General features: G+C 72.2%; 17 protein-coding genes and 2 riboswitches. Of the genes, 6 read left to right on the top strand and 11 right to left on the bottom strand.

Annotation, left to right across the window (positions count from 1 at the left end; genetic code table 11):
- Positions 1–67: 67 nt before the first annotated feature.
- Entirely contained in the window at positions 68–916 is an 849-nt protein-coding gene (gene pdxY, locus L7N97_RS11880) for a pyridoxal kinase PdxY (protein ID WP_237478479.1), read from the bottom strand.
- A 97-nt stretch (positions 917–1,013) separates the two neighbouring features.
- Here pdxY and L7N97_RS11885 point away from each other — a divergent pair, with 97 nt between their 5' ends.
- Positions 1,014–2,378 carry an MBOAT family O-acyltransferase gene (locus L7N97_RS11885; protein WP_237478480.1) on the top strand — a complete coding sequence of 455 codons (1,365 nt, stop codon included), beginning with the start codon at positions 1,014–1,016 and terminating at the stop codon, positions 2,376–2,378.
- Positions 2,353–3,360: a hypothetical protein gene (locus L7N97_RS11890; RefSeq protein ID WP_237478481.1), complete on the top strand. Its 1,008-nt coding sequence runs from the start codon at positions 2,353–2,355 to the stop codon at positions 3,358–3,360. The genes L7N97_RS11885 and L7N97_RS11890 overlap by 26 nt, the downstream gene beginning before the upstream one ends.
- A gap of 40 nt (positions 3,361–3,400) precedes the next feature.
- Here L7N97_RS11890 and ilvC read toward each other — a convergent pair whose 3' ends face one another.
- From ilvC to hemE, 9 genes are all read right to left on the bottom strand, one after another.
- Positions 3,401–4,501, bottom strand: a complete 1,101-nt coding sequence (gene ilvC, locus L7N97_RS11895; RefSeq protein ID WP_255721651.1) for a ketol-acid reductoisomerase — start codon at positions 4,499–4,501, stop codon at positions 3,401–3,403.
- A gap of 15 nt (positions 4,502–4,516) precedes the next feature.
- Positions 4,517–4,816 (bottom strand): type II toxin-antitoxin system RelE/ParE family toxin, encoded by a 300-nt coding sequence (locus L7N97_RS11900; RefSeq protein WP_237478483.1) that lies wholly within the window; start codon positions 4,814–4,816, stop codon positions 4,517–4,519.
- Positions 4,816–5,076: a ribbon-helix-helix domain-containing protein gene (locus L7N97_RS11905; RefSeq protein ID WP_237478484.1), complete on the bottom strand. Its 261-nt coding sequence runs from the start codon at positions 5,074–5,076 to the stop codon at positions 4,816–4,818. The genes L7N97_RS11900 and L7N97_RS11905 overlap by 1 nt, the downstream gene beginning before the upstream one ends.
- A 49-nt stretch (positions 5,077–5,125) precedes the next feature.
- Positions 5,126–5,488: a PIN domain-containing protein gene (locus L7N97_RS11910; protein ID WP_237478485.1), complete on the bottom strand. Its 363-nt coding sequence runs from the start codon at positions 5,486–5,488 to the stop codon at positions 5,126–5,128.
- The gene (locus L7N97_RS11915) at positions 5,488–5,691 is read right to left on the bottom strand and encodes a type II toxin-antitoxin system VapB family antitoxin (RefSeq protein ID WP_237478486.1); all 204 of its coding nucleotides are present in this window, start codon (positions 5,689–5,691) and stop codon (positions 5,488–5,490) included. The genes L7N97_RS11910 and L7N97_RS11915 overlap by 1 nt, the downstream gene beginning before the upstream one ends.
- Before the next feature lie 68 nt (positions 5,692–5,759).
- Positions 5,760–6,830 carry an AI-2E family transporter gene (locus tag L7N97_RS11920; RefSeq protein WP_237478487.1) on the bottom strand — a complete coding sequence of 357 codons (1,071 nt, stop codon included), beginning with the start codon at positions 6,828–6,830 and terminating at the stop codon, positions 5,760–5,762.
- A gap of 43 nt (positions 6,831–6,873) precedes the next feature.
- Entirely contained in the window at positions 6,874–7,818 is a 945-nt protein-coding gene (locus L7N97_RS11925) for a lysylphosphatidylglycerol synthase transmembrane domain-containing protein (RefSeq protein WP_237478488.1), read from the bottom strand.
- 138 nt (positions 7,819–7,956) lie between these two features.
- Positions 7,957–8,388 carry a protoporphyrinogen oxidase HemJ gene (gene hemJ, locus L7N97_RS11930; protein WP_237478489.1) on the bottom strand — a complete coding sequence of 144 codons (432 nt, stop codon included), beginning with the start codon at positions 8,386–8,388 and terminating at the stop codon, positions 7,957–7,959.
- A gap of 24 nt (positions 8,389–8,412) precedes the next feature.
- A complete protein-coding gene (hemE, locus tag L7N97_RS11935; RefSeq protein WP_428980986.1) occupies positions 8,413–9,474 on the bottom strand; it encodes a uroporphyrinogen decarboxylase in 1,062 nt (353 codons plus the stop codon).
- Between the two features lie 534 nt (positions 9,475–10,008).
- On the opposite strand from hemE, the gene L7N97_RS11940 reads away from it, so the two are divergent.
- From L7N97_RS11940 to L7N97_RS11950, 3 genes are all read left to right on the top strand, one after another.
- Positions 10,009–10,845 carry a pyruvate, water dikinase regulatory protein gene (locus L7N97_RS11940; protein WP_237478490.1) on the top strand — a complete coding sequence of 279 codons (837 nt, stop codon included), beginning with the start codon at positions 10,009–10,011 and terminating at the stop codon, positions 10,843–10,845.
- 148 nt (positions 10,846–10,993) lie between these two features.
- A complete protein-coding gene (locus L7N97_RS11945; protein WP_237478491.1) occupies positions 10,994–11,767 on the top strand; it encodes a class I SAM-dependent methyltransferase in 774 nt (257 codons plus the stop codon).
- A gap of 77 nt (positions 11,768–11,844) precedes the next feature.
- A riboswitch (glycine riboswitch) is annotated at positions 11,845–11,937 on the top strand.
- A 1-nt stretch (position 11,938) separates the two neighbouring features.
- Positions 11,939–12,045, top strand: a riboswitch (glycine riboswitch).
- A gap of 72 nt (positions 12,046–12,117) precedes the next feature.
- Positions 12,118–13,377, top strand: a complete 1,260-nt coding sequence (locus L7N97_RS11950; RefSeq protein WP_237478492.1) for a D-amino acid dehydrogenase — start codon at positions 12,118–12,120, stop codon at positions 13,375–13,377.
- A gap of 15 nt (positions 13,378–13,392) precedes the next feature.
- Here the strand turns inward: L7N97_RS11950 and L7N97_RS11955 are convergent, their stop codons facing one another.
- Positions 13,393–13,860 carry an SRPBCC family protein gene (locus L7N97_RS11955; RefSeq protein ID WP_237478493.1) on the bottom strand — a complete coding sequence of 156 codons (468 nt, stop codon included), beginning with the start codon at positions 13,858–13,860 and terminating at the stop codon, positions 13,393–13,395.
- A 221-nt stretch (positions 13,861–14,081) separates the two neighbouring features.
- Between L7N97_RS11955 and L7N97_RS11960 the strand changes: the two genes are divergently transcribed.
- Complete coding sequence (locus L7N97_RS11960; protein WP_237478494.1) at positions 14,082–14,765, top strand: MgtC/SapB family protein; 684 nt, start codon at positions 14,082–14,084, stop codon at positions 14,763–14,765.
- Positions 14,766–14,774 lie beyond the last annotated feature (9 nt).

Genomic DNA, 14,774 nt, shown 5'->3' on the forward strand with positions numbered 1-14,774 from the left:
TTCGGAAATGCCCCCTCACAATCGCCGCGGCGGACAGGTGTTCCCGCGCTGCGGCAGAAAGTGCCGATCAGACCGGCTCGGGCGCGAAGGCCCGGCTCGGCCGCACGAACTCGTCCTGCGCGGCCACCAGCGCCAGCTCCCGCGTGCCCGCCTCCAGCGTGGCGCTGAGCAGGCCGAACACCGCCGAGGCCGCGTGGGCGAGGGCGCCCGGCACCGAGCCCTCCTCGAGGTAGCGCGCGAAGAACAGCGCCGCCACCGCGTCGCCGGCGCCGTTCACCGAGAGCGGCAGCCGCGGCGTGCGGACCCGCCACGCGCCGCCGTCGCCGGACGCGACGAGGTCGAGCGCGTCGGCGGGCGTGGTCTCGCCGAGGTGGGACGTCACCAGCACGGCGCGCGGCCCGCGCGCGTGGAGCCCCGACAGGGCGCGGGCGAGGCCCGCGGCCGAGCGGCTCTCGCCGCCGCACAGGAGGTCGAGCTCGAACTGGTTGGGCGTGAGGACGTCGGCGGCCGGCAGCGCGCGCTCGCGCATGAAGTCCGCGATCCCCGGCCGCACGAAGACGCCCGTGTCCGTGTCGCCGATCACGGGGTCGCAGCAGTAGAGCGCCGCAGGGCTCGCGGCGCGCACGCGGGCGAGGGCGTCGAGGATGGCGGTCCCCGTGTCGGCCGAGCCCATGTAGCCCGACAGGACGCCGTCGCAGCGCGCGAGGGCGCCGCGCTCGTCGAGGCCGAGCACGCAGTCGGCGATCAGCCCGGCGTCGAACACCTGGCCGCGCCAGGCGCCGTAGCCCGTGTGGTTGGAGAACTGCACCGTGTGGATCGGCCACACCTCGTGGCCCATCCGCTGCAGCGGGAACACCGCGGCCGCGTTGCCGACGTGGCCGTAGGCGACGTGGGACTGGATCGACAGGATGTTCACGGCCGGCTCTCCCGAGGTTCGCACGCCACCGGCTTGCGGGATCAGCGCGGCGCGGTCAAACAGACCGCTGGATCCGAGCTTCCGACCGAACGGGCCCATGCTGTTCAACGCGCTGCCGTTCCTGCTCGGCTTCCTCCCCGCCGCCGTGGCGCTCCACGTCCTCGTCGAGCGCTACAGGCCCGAGTGGCGCCTCGGCACGCTCGTCGGCCTGTCGTTCGTGTTCTACGGCCTGTGGGACGTCCGCTTCGCGCCGCTGCTGGCGGCCTCCGTGCTGTTCAACTGGCTCGCAGCCCAGCTCTTCGCGCGGACCGGATGGCGCGCCGTGGTCGGGATCGCGATCGCGGCCGACCTCCTGCTGCTCGGGGTCTACAAATACCTCGACTTCGCCCTGAGCCTCGCCCTCGGGGCCGCCGCGCCGGGGATCGGCCTCGCGCTGCCGCTCGGCATCTCCTTCTTCACCTTCCACCACATCATGTACCTGAGCGACCTGCGGGCGGGCGTCGCGCCGCGCTTCGGCCTCGCGCGCTACGCCGCCTACATCGCGTTCTTCCCGCAGGTGCTGGCGGGGCCGCTGGTGCGCTGGCGCGAGATGATGCACCAGCTCGACGAGCGGCCCTACCGCCGGCCGGACGCCGCGGCCCGCTTCGGCCGGGGCCTCGCGCTCCTGACGATCGGCCTCGCCAAGAAGGTGCTGCTCGGCGACGGCATCGCGGGCGCCATCGCGCCCGTCTTCGCCAAGGTGACGGCCGGCGCGCAGGCCACCGGGGCCGAGGCCTGGCACGCGGTGCTCGGCTTCGCCTTCCAGATCTACTTCGACTTCTCGGGCTACACCGACATGGCGCTGGGCATCGCCCTGCTGTTCGGCATCGTGCTGCCGGAGAACTTCCGGGCGCCCTACCGGGCGGCGTCGCTGCAGGACTTCTGGCGGCGCTGGCACATCACGCTGTCGCGCTTCCTGCGCGACTACCTGTACATCCCGCTCGGCGGCAACCGCCACGGCCTCTCCGTCGAGGTCGGCGCGCTGTTCGCCACCATGACGCTCGGCGGCCTGTGGCACGGCGCCAACCTCACCTTCCTGGCCTGGGGCGCGGGCCACGGCCTCGGGCTCACGGCGGGCCTGTTCTGGCGCCGTCGGGGCTGGCGCATGCCGGCCGCGCTCGGCTGGGCGCTCACCTTCGCCTTCGTCACGCTGCTCTGGGTGCCGTTCCGCATGCCCACCTTCGCGAGCGCGCTGTCGCTCTACGGCAGCCTCGCGGGGCTCGCCCCGTGGGGCGGCGGCTTCCGGACCCTGACGCTCGCGATCGCGGCCGGGGCCGCGATGCTCGGCCCCGTGGCCTGGGACGCGGTCTGGCGCATGCGGCCCGCGCGGCTCGGGGCCGCCGCGCTGGCGGCGCTGGCGGCGCTGCTCCTGTTCAAGCTCGGCGACGGCGAGAACTATGAATTCGTCTACTTCCAGTTCTGACGCGGCGGCTTGGCGCGGCTTCGTCGCGACCTTTTTCGGCACCCTGGCCGCGCTGACCGTGGGGCTGCTGGCCGCGGTGGCGCTGCTCGACCCCTACGACCGCGGCGCCTTCGGCGAGCCGCACCGCGGCACGCCCGAGGCGGCGCCGCGCGTCGCCGACGCCAGCCGGGTCCGGGACCCCGCCTTCGACGCCGCCGTGATCGGCAACTCGCACATCCAGCTCGTCGATCCCGCCGCGCTGTCGCGCGCGACCGGGTTCCACTTCGTGTCGCTGGCCGTGCCGGGCACGGGGCCGCGCGAGCAGCTGGCGATCCTCGACGCCTTCCTGCGCCACCACGGCGAAGGCACGCGGGCGCTGGCGCTCGGCCTCGACCCCGCCTGGTGCACCGAGGACCCCGCCCTGCCGATGACGAACCCGTTCCCGTTCTGGCTCTACGACCCGAGCCCGGCGGCCTACCTCGGCGGGCTGATGCGCTTCGCGGCGCTGGAGCAGGCGGCCCGGCGCGTCGGGTTCCTGCTGGGCCTCGCCGCCCCGGCGCGGCGGGACGGCTACTGGAACTACGCCGCGGGCCGGACGCCGAGCTTCGCCGCGCCCGCGCGGGCCGAGCCCGCCGGACCGGCCGGGGAGGTGATCGACGACGCGCGCCGCTTCCCGGCGCTCGACCGGCTCGGCGAGCGGCTGGCGCACCTGCCCGGCGACGCGCGGGTGGCGCTGGTGCGCCCGCCCGTCCACGCCTCGGCGCTGCCGCCGCCGGCCTCGACCCCGGCGCGGGCCGAGGCGGCCTGCCTGAGGGCGACGGAGCGTCTCGCGGCGCGCCACGCCGGGACGATCCTCGTCGACCTGCGCCGGGGCGATCCCGGCGCCGCGGACGACGCACAATGGTTCGACGACGGCCATTATGGCGAGCCGGTCGCGCGCCGGGTGGAGGCCGCGATCGCGGCGGCGCTGCCGATCATGGGCACAACGCCCAACGCACAGTAGCGTCCCCCTCCCGCTTGGGCGGAAGGGGGATGAAAGTCGACTAGTTCCGGGCCTTGTCGACCATCTTGTTCTTGGCGATCCAGGGCATCATGCCGCGCAGCTTCTCGCCGACCTGCTCGATCTGGTGGGCGTTGTTCTTGGCGCGGGTGGCCTTGAACGAGGTCTGGGCGACCTTGTTCTCCAGCATCCAGTCGCGGGTGAACTTGCCCGACTGGATGTCGTGGAGCACGCGCTTCATCTCGGCCTTGGTTTCGGGCGTGACGATGCGCGGGCCGGTGACGTATTCGCCGTATTCGGCCGTGTTGGAGATCGAGTAGTTCATGTTGGCGATGCCGCCCTCGTAGATGAGGTCGACGATCAGCTTCACCTCGTGGAGGCACTCGAAATAGGCCATCTCGGGGGCGTAGCCGGCCTCGACCAGCGTCTCGAAGCCGGCGCGGATCAGCTCGACGAGGCCGCCGCACAGCACGGCCTGCTCGCCGAACAGGTCGGTCTCGCATTCCTCCTTGAAGGTGGTCTCGATGATGCCGGCGCGCCCGCCGCCGATCGCCGAGGCGTAGGAGAGGCCGAGGTCGTGGGCGTTGCCGGAGGCGTCCTGCGCGATGGCGATGAGGCAGGGGACGCCGCCGCCGCGCTGATACTCGGAGCGCACCGTGTGGCCGGGGCCCTTCGGGGCGATCATCAGCACGTCGAGGTCGGCGCGCGGGTGGATCAGGTTGAAGTGGACGTTGAGGCCGTGGGCGAACAGCAGCGCGGCGCCCTGCTTCATGTTGGGGGCGAGGTCGGCGGCATAGATCTCGGCCTGCAGCTCGTCCGGCGTCAGCATCATGACGACGTCGGCCCACTTGGCGGCCTCGGCCGGGGTCATGACCTTCAGGCCCTCCCCCTCGGCCTTCTTGGCGGAGGCCGAGCCCTCGCGCAGCGCCACCACGACGTCCTTGACGCCCGAGTCGCGCATGTTGAGCACGTGCGCGTGACCCTGGGAGCCGTAGCCCACCACCGCGACCTTCTTGCCCTTGATGAGGTTCAGATCGGCATCCCGATCGTAATAGACGCGCATGGTCCCCTGGTGTCCCTGTCCGCTTGACTGAGCCGCCCTTCTATGCGGCGGGGGGACGCGCGGCAACCCGCATGCGCGCATGGGTCGGGGCGGCGGTCAGGGCGCGTCGAGGGAGAGGCGGCGCCGGCCGTGGAGCACGCGGAGGACCGAGACCGTGTCTGTCGTGCGGTCATACTCGTGAAGGACGACGTAGGGTCTGACGGCCGCGCTGCGGACTCCGAGGCCCAAACCCGGCCGGGGCGAACCGGTCTCGGGGAAGGCGGCGAGGCGATGTAGGACGACGCCGAGTTCCGCTTCCAGCTCGTCAGCAGCGCGGTCTCTGCCTCGACCGCGCATGTCCGCCACGATCCGGGCGAGATCCGCCTTCGCAGATGGACCGATGTCGATCCGGGCCATCACCCGCGCTCGGGACGGAAGATGCCTCTCAGGAAGGCGTCGATGTCATGGATGACGGTGAACTCACCACGTTCGCGTTCTGCCAAAGCCTCGTCGACCAGCGGCTTGGCCCAGGCCATGTCGTCGGTCTCCGCTTCCTCGTGTTCCGCGATGCCGGTCGCGAGGAGATCGCGGACGGCCTCGTCCACGTCGGGGTAATCGCCCTTGGCGACGCGGGCCTCGATCCAGGCGAGCTGGTCGGGGGACAGGGTGACCGTCATGGCTGGATCTCCGGCAGGACCAGCATAGCGCGCTCCCGCCCCGCCCGCATCACCCCGCGGCGAGCAGCTCAACCCGGTAGGCCCGCGCCGCGGCGGCGCTGAGCGCCCGGCCGGGCTCGCCACCCTCCGCCGCGAGCAGGTCGGCGGCGCGGCGCCCGAGGTCGGCCGACACCGGCACCTCGCGCAAGGCCAGCGCCGCCGCGAGTTCCGCCACCGCCTCGCGGGCGCGCCCGAGCAGGGTGGGGGTGACCGTCCGGCCGCCGGCCTTGGCGCGGGCGAGCCCCGCGGCCGCGTCGAGCAGCGCTACCGGCGTCGCCAGGAACGGGCCGCCGTACGCGTCGAGCCGCGCCAGCAGCGCATCCGACCCCGGCCGGCGCGCCAGGATCGACACGATCGCGGAGGCGTCGACCATCATGGGGCGCCCTGGGGCGCGATCGCGTCGGCCAGCGCCAGGGCCTTGCCGAGCCGGGCGCTGGGTGGCAGGCTGTTCCTCAGCCGGTCCCGCTCGCGCTCCAGGGCGGCCCGCACCGCGTCCGTCACCGTGCGGGCGCCGGACGCGGCCTGCACGGCGCGGGCGAGCTCGGCCACGGCGTCGTCGCGGATGTAGAGCGGCACGGGGATATCCTTTCCGGCATAGGCCGATATCCCGCTTCGGATATCCCGCGCCGGTCCGTCCGTCGAGGTCAGGCCTCGTCGTCGAGCACCTCCTCGACCCACACCTTCTTCACGAGCTCGACGCCGGCCGCCGTCACCGGCGTCGCCAGCACGAGGCCGAGCGGGCCGAACAGCGAGCCCAGCACGGTCTGCGACAGGATGGTGAGCACGGGCGCCAGCTCCACCGTGCGCTTCTGGATCAGCGGCGCGATGAGGTTGCCTTCCAGCGTCTGCACGACCAGGAACAGCACCGCCGTATAGATCGCGGTCTGCGGCCCCTGGCCGAGCGCGATCAGCACCGCCGGCACGGCGCCGGCCAGCGCGCCGATGTAGGGCACGAAGTTGAAGATCGCGGCGATCAGCGCCAGCGTAAAGGCGAGCTTCACGCCGATGAAATAGAGGCCGATGCCGGTCAGCACGCCCACGGCCACCATGTCGAGGAACTGGCCGATGAACCACCAGCGCAGCACGTGGGCCATGGCGCCCATCGTGTCGCGGGTGTGCGGGCGCCAGTCCTTGGGCATCAGCTTGGCGATGCCGGACACGTAGAGCTCGGGGTCGATGGCGAAGAAGATTGCCGTCACCACCATCACCAGCAGCGTGCCGAGGCCTCCGAGCGTCGAGGTGCCGACGCCGGCCGCCATGCCGGCGATCTGGTGCGTGCCGTCCTGGAAATAGTCCTTCACGCGGCCGAGGATCGGCTGCACCCATTCGGCCTGGCCGTAGCGCCCCCACAGGTCCGTCACCTGGCCGCGCAGCTCGCCCCAGATGTCGCGGAGCTGGCCCGCGATGATCGGCCCGCGCACGAAGATCTCGAATCCCAGGAAGCCGAGCAGCAGCAGCACGATGACGGCGAGCCACAGGCCCACGGGCCCGCCGACGCGCTTCGACAGGGATTCCGCGCCGCCGCGCAGGAGGCAGCCGAGCAGGGCCGCGGCGAAGACCACGAGCACGATGTCGGACAGGGCCCAGCACACCGCCACGGCGACCAGCGTGCCGAAGGCCCAGGCGAGGATGCGCGCGGTGCGCTCGGCCGCGAGCGCCCGGCGGCGCTGCCAATCGAGGTCGGCGGAGCCGGGCGGCGCGACGGGGATGGTCATGGGTGGGCTTTCCGTATCGTTCCGGCGCCGGGGTGCCGGGCGTTCATTCCAGCGCCGGCTGGCGCACGAGGCGGCCGCGCTCGAACAGCACCACGCAGACGATGCCGAGCAGCAGCGGGATGACGAGGTAGAGCAGGCGGAACACGAGCAGGGCCGCCACGACGTCCTGCGGCGGCGCGTCGGGCAGCGCCTTCACGAAGACGAACTCCAGCACGCCGAGCCCGCCCGGCGCGTGGCTGAGCAGCGCTGCCGAGAAGGAGGCCAGGAACACGCCGAGCACGATGAAGAAGCCCGGGTTGTGCTCGGCGGGAAGCGCGCACCAGATGATGCCGGCCGCCCCGAGCAGCTCCAGGGGCCCCGCGAGGAGCTGGCGCGCGGCGACGGGCAGGCGCGGGTAGACGAGCTTGAAGGTGCCGATGACGAGCGGGCGCAGGTGCAGCGCGGCGCCGCCGATGTAGAGCGCCACGAAGAGCAGCATGGCGAGGCCGGCGAGGCGCGCCAGCCAGGGCTCGAACTGGAACAGGCGGGCCGTGATGTCGGGCTCGAAGGTGAGCACGACGCCCCCGAGCAGCACCGTGCCGAGCGCGAAGGTGAAGGAGCAGAAGGCCACCAGCACGCCGACGTCGCCCACCGTCAGCCCCTTGGTCGAATAGGCGCGGTAGCGCACCATGGCGCCCGAGAACATCGACATGCCGATGTTGTGGCTGAGCGCGTAGGTGGTGAAGGACACCGCCGAGATGAAGCGCCAGGACAGGCTGAAACCGAGGTGGAACAGCGCGATGCGGTCGTACCAGGCCAGCGCCGCGTAGGCCACGAGCGTGGAGATCACCGCCAGCACCCACCGGCCCGCCGGGATGGCCGCGAAGGCGGCACCGACCTTGTCGAGCGTGACATCGTCGTGATGCAGTTCCCGGAACAGCAGCCACAGCGACAAGGCGACGGCACCGAGCCCGATCACCGGCCAAAGGAAGTTCAGGTAGCGTTTCAAGACTGTCCCTTGTGGCCGGGACCGGCCGGCGTGCCCCGGCGGTCCGCGCCTTCTACCCGATAACGCCCCGCAAAGCGAAGCGGCGAGCCCGATGGGCTCGCCGCAGGGTGGTGCCCGCCGATGAGGTTGGAGTGAGGCTCAGAACGGCTTCACGACGACCAGGATCACGATGCCGATCAGCAGCACGGTCGGGATCTCGTTCACCACGCGAAAGTAGGTCGCCGACTTGGCGTTGGCGTCGCCCGCGAAGCGGCGGACGTTGGCGCCGAGCACGCCGTGCACACCCGTCATCAGCACCACGAGCAGGATCTTGCCGTGCAGCCAGTGGGCGTGGAACCAGCCGCCCTGGTAGGCGATCCAGAGGCCGGTGGCCCAGGCCGCCAGCATGGCGGGGGTGAGGATGCCGCGGTACAGGCGCCGCTCCATCACCTTGAACGTCTCGGACTGCGGCGTGTTGGGGCCGACGGTCGCGTGGTACACCATCAGCCGCGGCAGGTAGAGCATCCCCACCATCCAGGCGATGATGGTGACGACGTGCAGCGCCTTGAACCAGAGGTAATAGTCTTCCATCGGGGAGTCCTGTGGTCGGTCCGGTCAGGCCCGCAGCCGCGCCACCAGCCGCTGGACGTGCGGGATGGGCGTGTCGGGCGTGATGCCGTGGCCGAGGTTGAACACGTGCGGGCGGCGCGCGAAGGCGCCGCGGATATCGTCCACCGCCGCGTCGAGCGCCCGGCCGCCGGCGATCAGCGCTTTCGGGTCGAGGTTGCCCTGCACGGGCAGCGCGCGCGGCAGCGCCGCGTCGGCCCAGTGCGGGTCCACGACGATGTCGAGCCCGAGCGCGGTCACGCCGCTCTCAGCGGCGCGCAGCAGCTGCCCGCCCGACACGCGCGGGAAGCCGACGATGCGCGCGCCCGGCCGGCGTGCCCGCACGCCGGCGACGATGCGCTCGATCGGCGCCTGCGACCAGCGCTCGTATTCGAGCCGCGGCAGCACGCCGGCCCAGCTGTCGAAAATCATCACGGCGTCGGCGCCGGCATCGAGCTGGGCCGACAGGTAGGTGACCGAGGCCTCGGTCACCCGGTCGATGATCCGCCCGAACAGCTCCGGGTCCCGGTAGGCGAGGTCGCGCGCCGGCCCCTGGTCCGGCGTGCCGGAGCCGGCCACCATGTAGCTCGCCACCGTGAAGGGCGCGCCGCAGAAGCCGATCAGCGCCGTCTCGGGCCCGAGCGCACCGCGCACGCGCTCCACGGTCTCCAGCACCGGCGCCAGCCGGCCCATGTCGACCGCCTCGTGCAGCTCCGAGAACCCCTCGGCCGTGGTGACCGGCTTCAGCTTGGGGCCGTGGCCGCTCTCGAAGGCGGTCGGCAGCCCGAGCGCGTCCGGCACTACGAGGATGTCGGAGAACAGGATCGCGGCGTCGAAGCCGAAGCGGCGGATCGGCTGCAGCGTCACCTCGGCGGCGCGCTTCGGGTCGTAGCAGAGGTCGAGGAAGGTCGGCGCCGTGGCGCGGACCTCGCGGTATTCCGGCAGGTAGCGGCCGGCCTGGCGCATCAGCCAGACGGGGGGCTTCGGCGCCACCTCGCCGTCGAGGACGCGCAGGAAGAGCGAGGCTTCGCCCGGGTCGCCTCCGGCGGATCGGCGGATCGGATCTTCCAAAAAAGAATCCTTTTAGAATCTTGGATTTGCTGAGTCTGCTGGGGGGCCGGATTAGCGTCATCCAAGGGTGGACACAACATGTCCCACCGCCGCGCCCGGACTCGGCGGAGTCAAGCCCTTCCCGGGCCGCCCCCGGGACAGCTCCGGATTCCGCAGACTCCGCAGCGGCTTGAACCCCGCCCGGTCGGGACCGCCGGCCGACTTGTCCCCACAATCCCCCCTGTCGACAGGCACGGCCCCGCGATGGCTCCACCGGCCCACGGCTGGGGGCCGAAACCGGGCTTTCCCACAGGGGTCCGGGGCGGGGGCGATTTTCGCGGAATCCGTCCACAGGCGGCCGCGGGTGGGCGGGAAAACCGGCCTGGACCCCGGATTCAGCGTGACTCTTCGGCGGCTTGCGCGGAGTCCCGGCACGGGAAAACTCCGGCCGCGCAGGTTTCAGGGTCGACCGTCGCGCGGCTCCGCCCCGAAGGGCGCCGCCCTCCGGAAACCGTGCTAAAGCGGTGCCGAACGCGGCACCGATCGGACGCCCCCATGGGACGGCACTATTTCCACCTGCACCTGATCTCGGACTCGACGGGCGAGACGCTGATCGCGGCCAGCCGCGCGGTGGCGGCCCAGTACCAGGACGTGTCGTCGATCGAGCACGTTTACCCGCTGGTGCGCTCGCGGGCGCAGCTCGACCGCGCCATCGCGGAGATCGAGGCGGCGCCCGGCATCGTGCTGTTCACGCTGGTCGACCAGGAGCTGAGCCTGCGCCTGGAGGAGGCCTGCCGCGAGTCCGGCTCGCCCTGCCTGTCGGTGCTGCAGCCGATCCTGTCGCTGTTCGGCTCCTACCTCGGCACGGCCTCGACGCCCAAGCCAGGCGCCCAGCACATGCTCAACGCCGACTATTTCAAGCGCATCGACGCGCTGAACTACACGATGATGCACGACGACGGGCAGACCGCGGAGGGCTACGAGGAGGCCGACGTGCTGCTGATCGGCGTCAGCCGCACCTCGAAGACGCCGACGAGCATCTACCTCGCCAACCGCGGCGTCCGCACCGCCAACATTCCGCTGGTGCCGGGCGTGCCGCTGCCGCCGGGCCTGGAGAGGCTGAGGAACCCGCTGGTGGTGGGGCTGCTCGCCTCGCCAGAGCGCATCGTGCAGATCCGCCAGAACAGGCTCCTGTCGCTCAACGCCGCCGACAAGGAGACGCCCTACGTCGACCGCATGTCGGTGTCGGAGGAGATCGCCTCCTCGCGGCGGCTCTTCGCCCAGCACGGCTGGCCGACCATCGACGTGACGCGCCGCTCGATCGAGGAGACGGCCGCCGCCATCATCGACCTGCACAAGGCCCACCGCATGAAGTTCATCACCCAGGGGTGATCCGGTGCAATCTCGGATGGTCGACTGCATCGAATGAAAGTCTCGGCCCGCGCAATACTGTCATGTCCGGTGTGGACGACGGGACTCGGTCGCGCCGTCCCGTGTTAAGGGCTGCGGAAATGCCCGCATTTCCGCAGCCCCGTCTTCCATGATCCTTCCGCCCGACGTTCGGCCGGCCTACCCGGCCCTGATGCCGCTCTTCGCCGCGGCCGAGCCCTCCTTCCGCGCCGTGCTCCGGGCGGCGGAGCGCCATGCCGCCGACTTCGCCCGCATCCTCCGCGGCGGCCCCGGCCTCGCGGGCGAGCGGCCGGCCCGGTTCGAGCAGGAATGGTTCCCGCGGCTCGACGCCGTCGCGGCCTACACGATCGTCCGCGAGGCGCGGCCGGCGCGCATCCTGGAGGTCGGCTGCGGGCACTCGTCCCGCTTCATGGCCCAGGCGATCGCCGACGGCGGCCTCGCGACCGATTTCGCCTGCGTCGATCCCCGGCCCCGCGCGCCGCTCGCCGGGCTGCCGCTGCGCCACGCGGCGCGGCCCTTCGGGCCGGAGGACGCGGAAGCCGCGGCGGCCTTCGCGGCGAACGACGTCGTGTTCATCGATTCCAGCCACGTGGTGGAGGAGGGCGGCGAGGTCGACCGGCTGCTGCTCGACGTGCTGCCGCGCCTGCCCGCCGGCGCGCTGGTGCACGTCCACGACGTGTTCCTGCCCGACGGCTACCCGCGCGCCTGGGCGGGCCGCCGCTACACCGAACAGACGGCCGTGGGGGCGCTGCTCGGCGGGGGCGGATGGGAGGTGGTCTTCGCCAGCCGCTACGTCGCGACCCGCACGGCGCTGCTGGCCGGGACGGTCGTGGAGACGCTGCCGCTCGCGCCCAGCGCGCCGGAGGTGAGCCTGTGGCTGCGGAAGCTGGGGACATGCGCCTGAGGCTGTCCCGGACCTGACCAATCGTCGGACCACGGGGTTGCGGCGCGCCCTCCGACCTGTCATCTTCCCCTGGCTCGCCAAGCGCTGCGGGAGAGACCCCGGACCCGATCCGGGGCGCCGACGGAGCAACCGCCCCGGAAACTCTCAGGCAAAAGGACCACGGCGCGAGAGCACTCTGGAGAGAGGCGCGGGGTTTTCGCCCATCGCGCCCGCCGAAGGGGACGCCGCGCGGGATCAACCCGCGATCGGCCAATCTCTCAGGCACCCGTGACAGAGAGGGGCCAGGACCGGACGGCCGCGGCGCGCGGCCCGGGTTCTGCGCCGTCCCGCTGTCACTAGGTGCATCCCCCATGAACCACATCGCCGTCATCGGCGCCGGCATCACCGGCATCACCACCGCCTATTCGCTGCTCGACCGCGGCTTCAGCGTCACGGTGTTCGACCGCCAGCGCTACGCCGCGATGGAAACCTCCTTCGCCAACGGCGGCCAGCTGTCGGCCAGCAACGCGGAAGTGTGGAACTCCTGGGGCACGGTGCTCAAGGGCCTGAAGTGGCTCGCGAAGGGCGACGCGCCGCTGCTGCTGAACCCGCGGCCCTCCTGGCACAAGTATTCCTGGCTGGCCGAGTTCGTCGCCAACATCCCGCGCTACGAGGCCAACACGGTCGCGACCACCAAGCTCGCCATCGCGGCGCGCGAGCGCCTCTTCGCCGTCGCGGCCCGCGAAAGCATCGACTTCGACCTCGAGAAGCGCGGCATCCTGCACGTCTACCGCAACCGGGCGGGCTACGACCACGCCGCCCACGTCAACGGGCTGCTGCGCCGGGGCGGGCTCGACCGGCGCCCGGTCACGCCCTCCGAGATGAAGGCGATCGAGCCCGCGCTGCACGGAGACTATTTCGGCGGCTTCTTCACGGAGTCGGACTGCACCGGCGACATCCACCGCTTCACCCGCGGCCTGGCGCAGGCCTGCCTGCGGCGCGGGGCGACGTTCGTCTACGACGCCGACGTGTCGGCCGTGGAGCCGCAGGCCGAGGGCTACGCGGTGCGCTGGTCGCCCGCCCACCAGCACGGCGCCGCACCGGGCGCCCCGGAGTCGATGACGGTCGACGGCGTGGTGATCTGCGCCGGGCTCGCCAGCCGCGCGCTCGCCCACGGCCTCGGCGACCGCGTCAACATCTACCCCGTGAAGGGCTACTCGATCACCGTCGACCTCCAGGGCGAGAGCCGCCGCGCGGCGCCCTGGGTGAGCCTGCTCGACGACGAGACCAAGATCGTGTCGAGCCGCCTCGGGCAGGACCGTTTCCGCGTCGCCGGCACGGCCGAGTTCAACGGCGAGAACCGCGACATCCGCGCCGACCGCGTGAAGCCGCTGGTGGACTGGACGCGGCAGCTCTTCCCCGCCGTCGACACCTCCAAGGTCGTGCCCTGGGCGGGCCTCCGCCCGATGATGCCCGACATGCTGCCGCGCGTCGGCCGCGGCAAGCGCCCCGGCGTGTTCTACAACACCGGCCACGGCCACCTCGGCTGGACGCTGTCGGCCGCCACCGCCGAGCTGGTCGCCGAGGAGGTGGGCCACGCCGAGGCGGTCGGGCTGCGCCGCGCCGCCTGAGCGTCCCCGGCGCGCCTACAGCCCTTCGGCGAGGCGCGCCAACTGGTCGGCGCAGCGTCCCCAGCCCTGGTGGAAGCCCATCGCCTCGTGGGCCTCGCGGTCGGCCGCGGTCCAGTGGCGGGCCCGGATCGTGTAGTGGGTCCACCCCGCCTCGTGGGGCGTGAAGGCGAGCGCGACGGTCATGAAGGGCTTGGGGGAGGGCGTCCAGGCGTCGACGTAGGCGTCGGTGAAGACGATGCGCTCGTCCGGCACGAGCTCCAGGTAGACGCCGCGGTTCGGGTAGTCGGTGCCGTCGGGGCCGCGCATCACGACGAGGCTCGCGCCCCCGACGCGCAGGTCGAGCTCCGCCACCGGCACCGTCCAGGGCTCGGGGGCGAACCAGCGCTTGAGGAGGTCCGGCTCGGTCCAGCAGCGGTAGAGCGCCGCCGGCGGCGCGTTGACGAAGCGGTTGAGGACGAGGTCGCGGTCGTCGTCGGGCGTCATGGCGCGGTCTCGGGTGGGACGCGCCCAGGATGGCAGCGGGGACGGGCGGCGTCCATCGCTCGACCGTGTGCTTCCGGCGCGGCGAGGGGCATGACGCCTCGCCAGGACCGTGCCCGCATCGGCTCGATCCGGTCGCCGACCGGGCCGTAGACGGAGAGCCGGTCGAAGCCGTCGAGCGGGCGCTGCTGGCGGCGGGGCGGCGGTGACGCTAGTCTGACCCCATGATCTCCGATTTCGACATCGCGCTGCGCCTCGCCGTGGCGGCGCTGTTCGGCAGCCTCATCGGCTTCGAGCGCGAGCGGCTGATGTGGGCGGCCGGCATCCGCACCCACATGCTGGTCAGCGTCGGCGCCTGCCTCCTGATGATCGTGTCGGCCTACGGATTCGAGCACGCGATCCGCATGGAGCACGTCACGCTCGACCCCTCCCGCATCGCCGCCCAGGTCGTGTCGGGCATCGGCTTCCTCGGCGCGGGCTCCATCATCGCGCGCGGGCAGGTGGTGCGCGGCCTCACCACCGCGGCCAGCGTCTGGGCCGTGGCGGCGGTGGGCCTCGCCGCCGGCGGCGGCCTCTTCTTCGCGGCCGGCCTGTCCACCGCCATCATCCTGGCGATCCTGGTCGGGGTGAAGCCGCTGGAGGAGGCCTACCGCGCCCGGGTACAGAGCTGCATCCTGGAGATCGACCACGAGCGCGACGCCGTCACGCTCGACGAGCTGAAGCGCATCCTCGGTCTGCGCGGCGGCCAGATCAAGCGCGTCACCGTGGTGCCGACGGCGAACGACCTGGAACACACCACCGTGGCCCTGACCCGCGTGTCGCGCCGCGACATCGACGCCGGCGCCGAGACGCTGAAGGACGCGCCGGGGGTGCATTCCGTGGAGGTCGGCAAGGCCAAGACGGCCTGACTGGCGGCC

The organism is Lichenibacterium dinghuense (assembly GCF_021730615.1).
Classification (GTDB): domain Bacteria; phylum Pseudomonadota; class Alphaproteobacteria; order Rhizobiales; family Beijerinckiaceae; genus Lichenihabitans; species Lichenihabitans dinghuensis.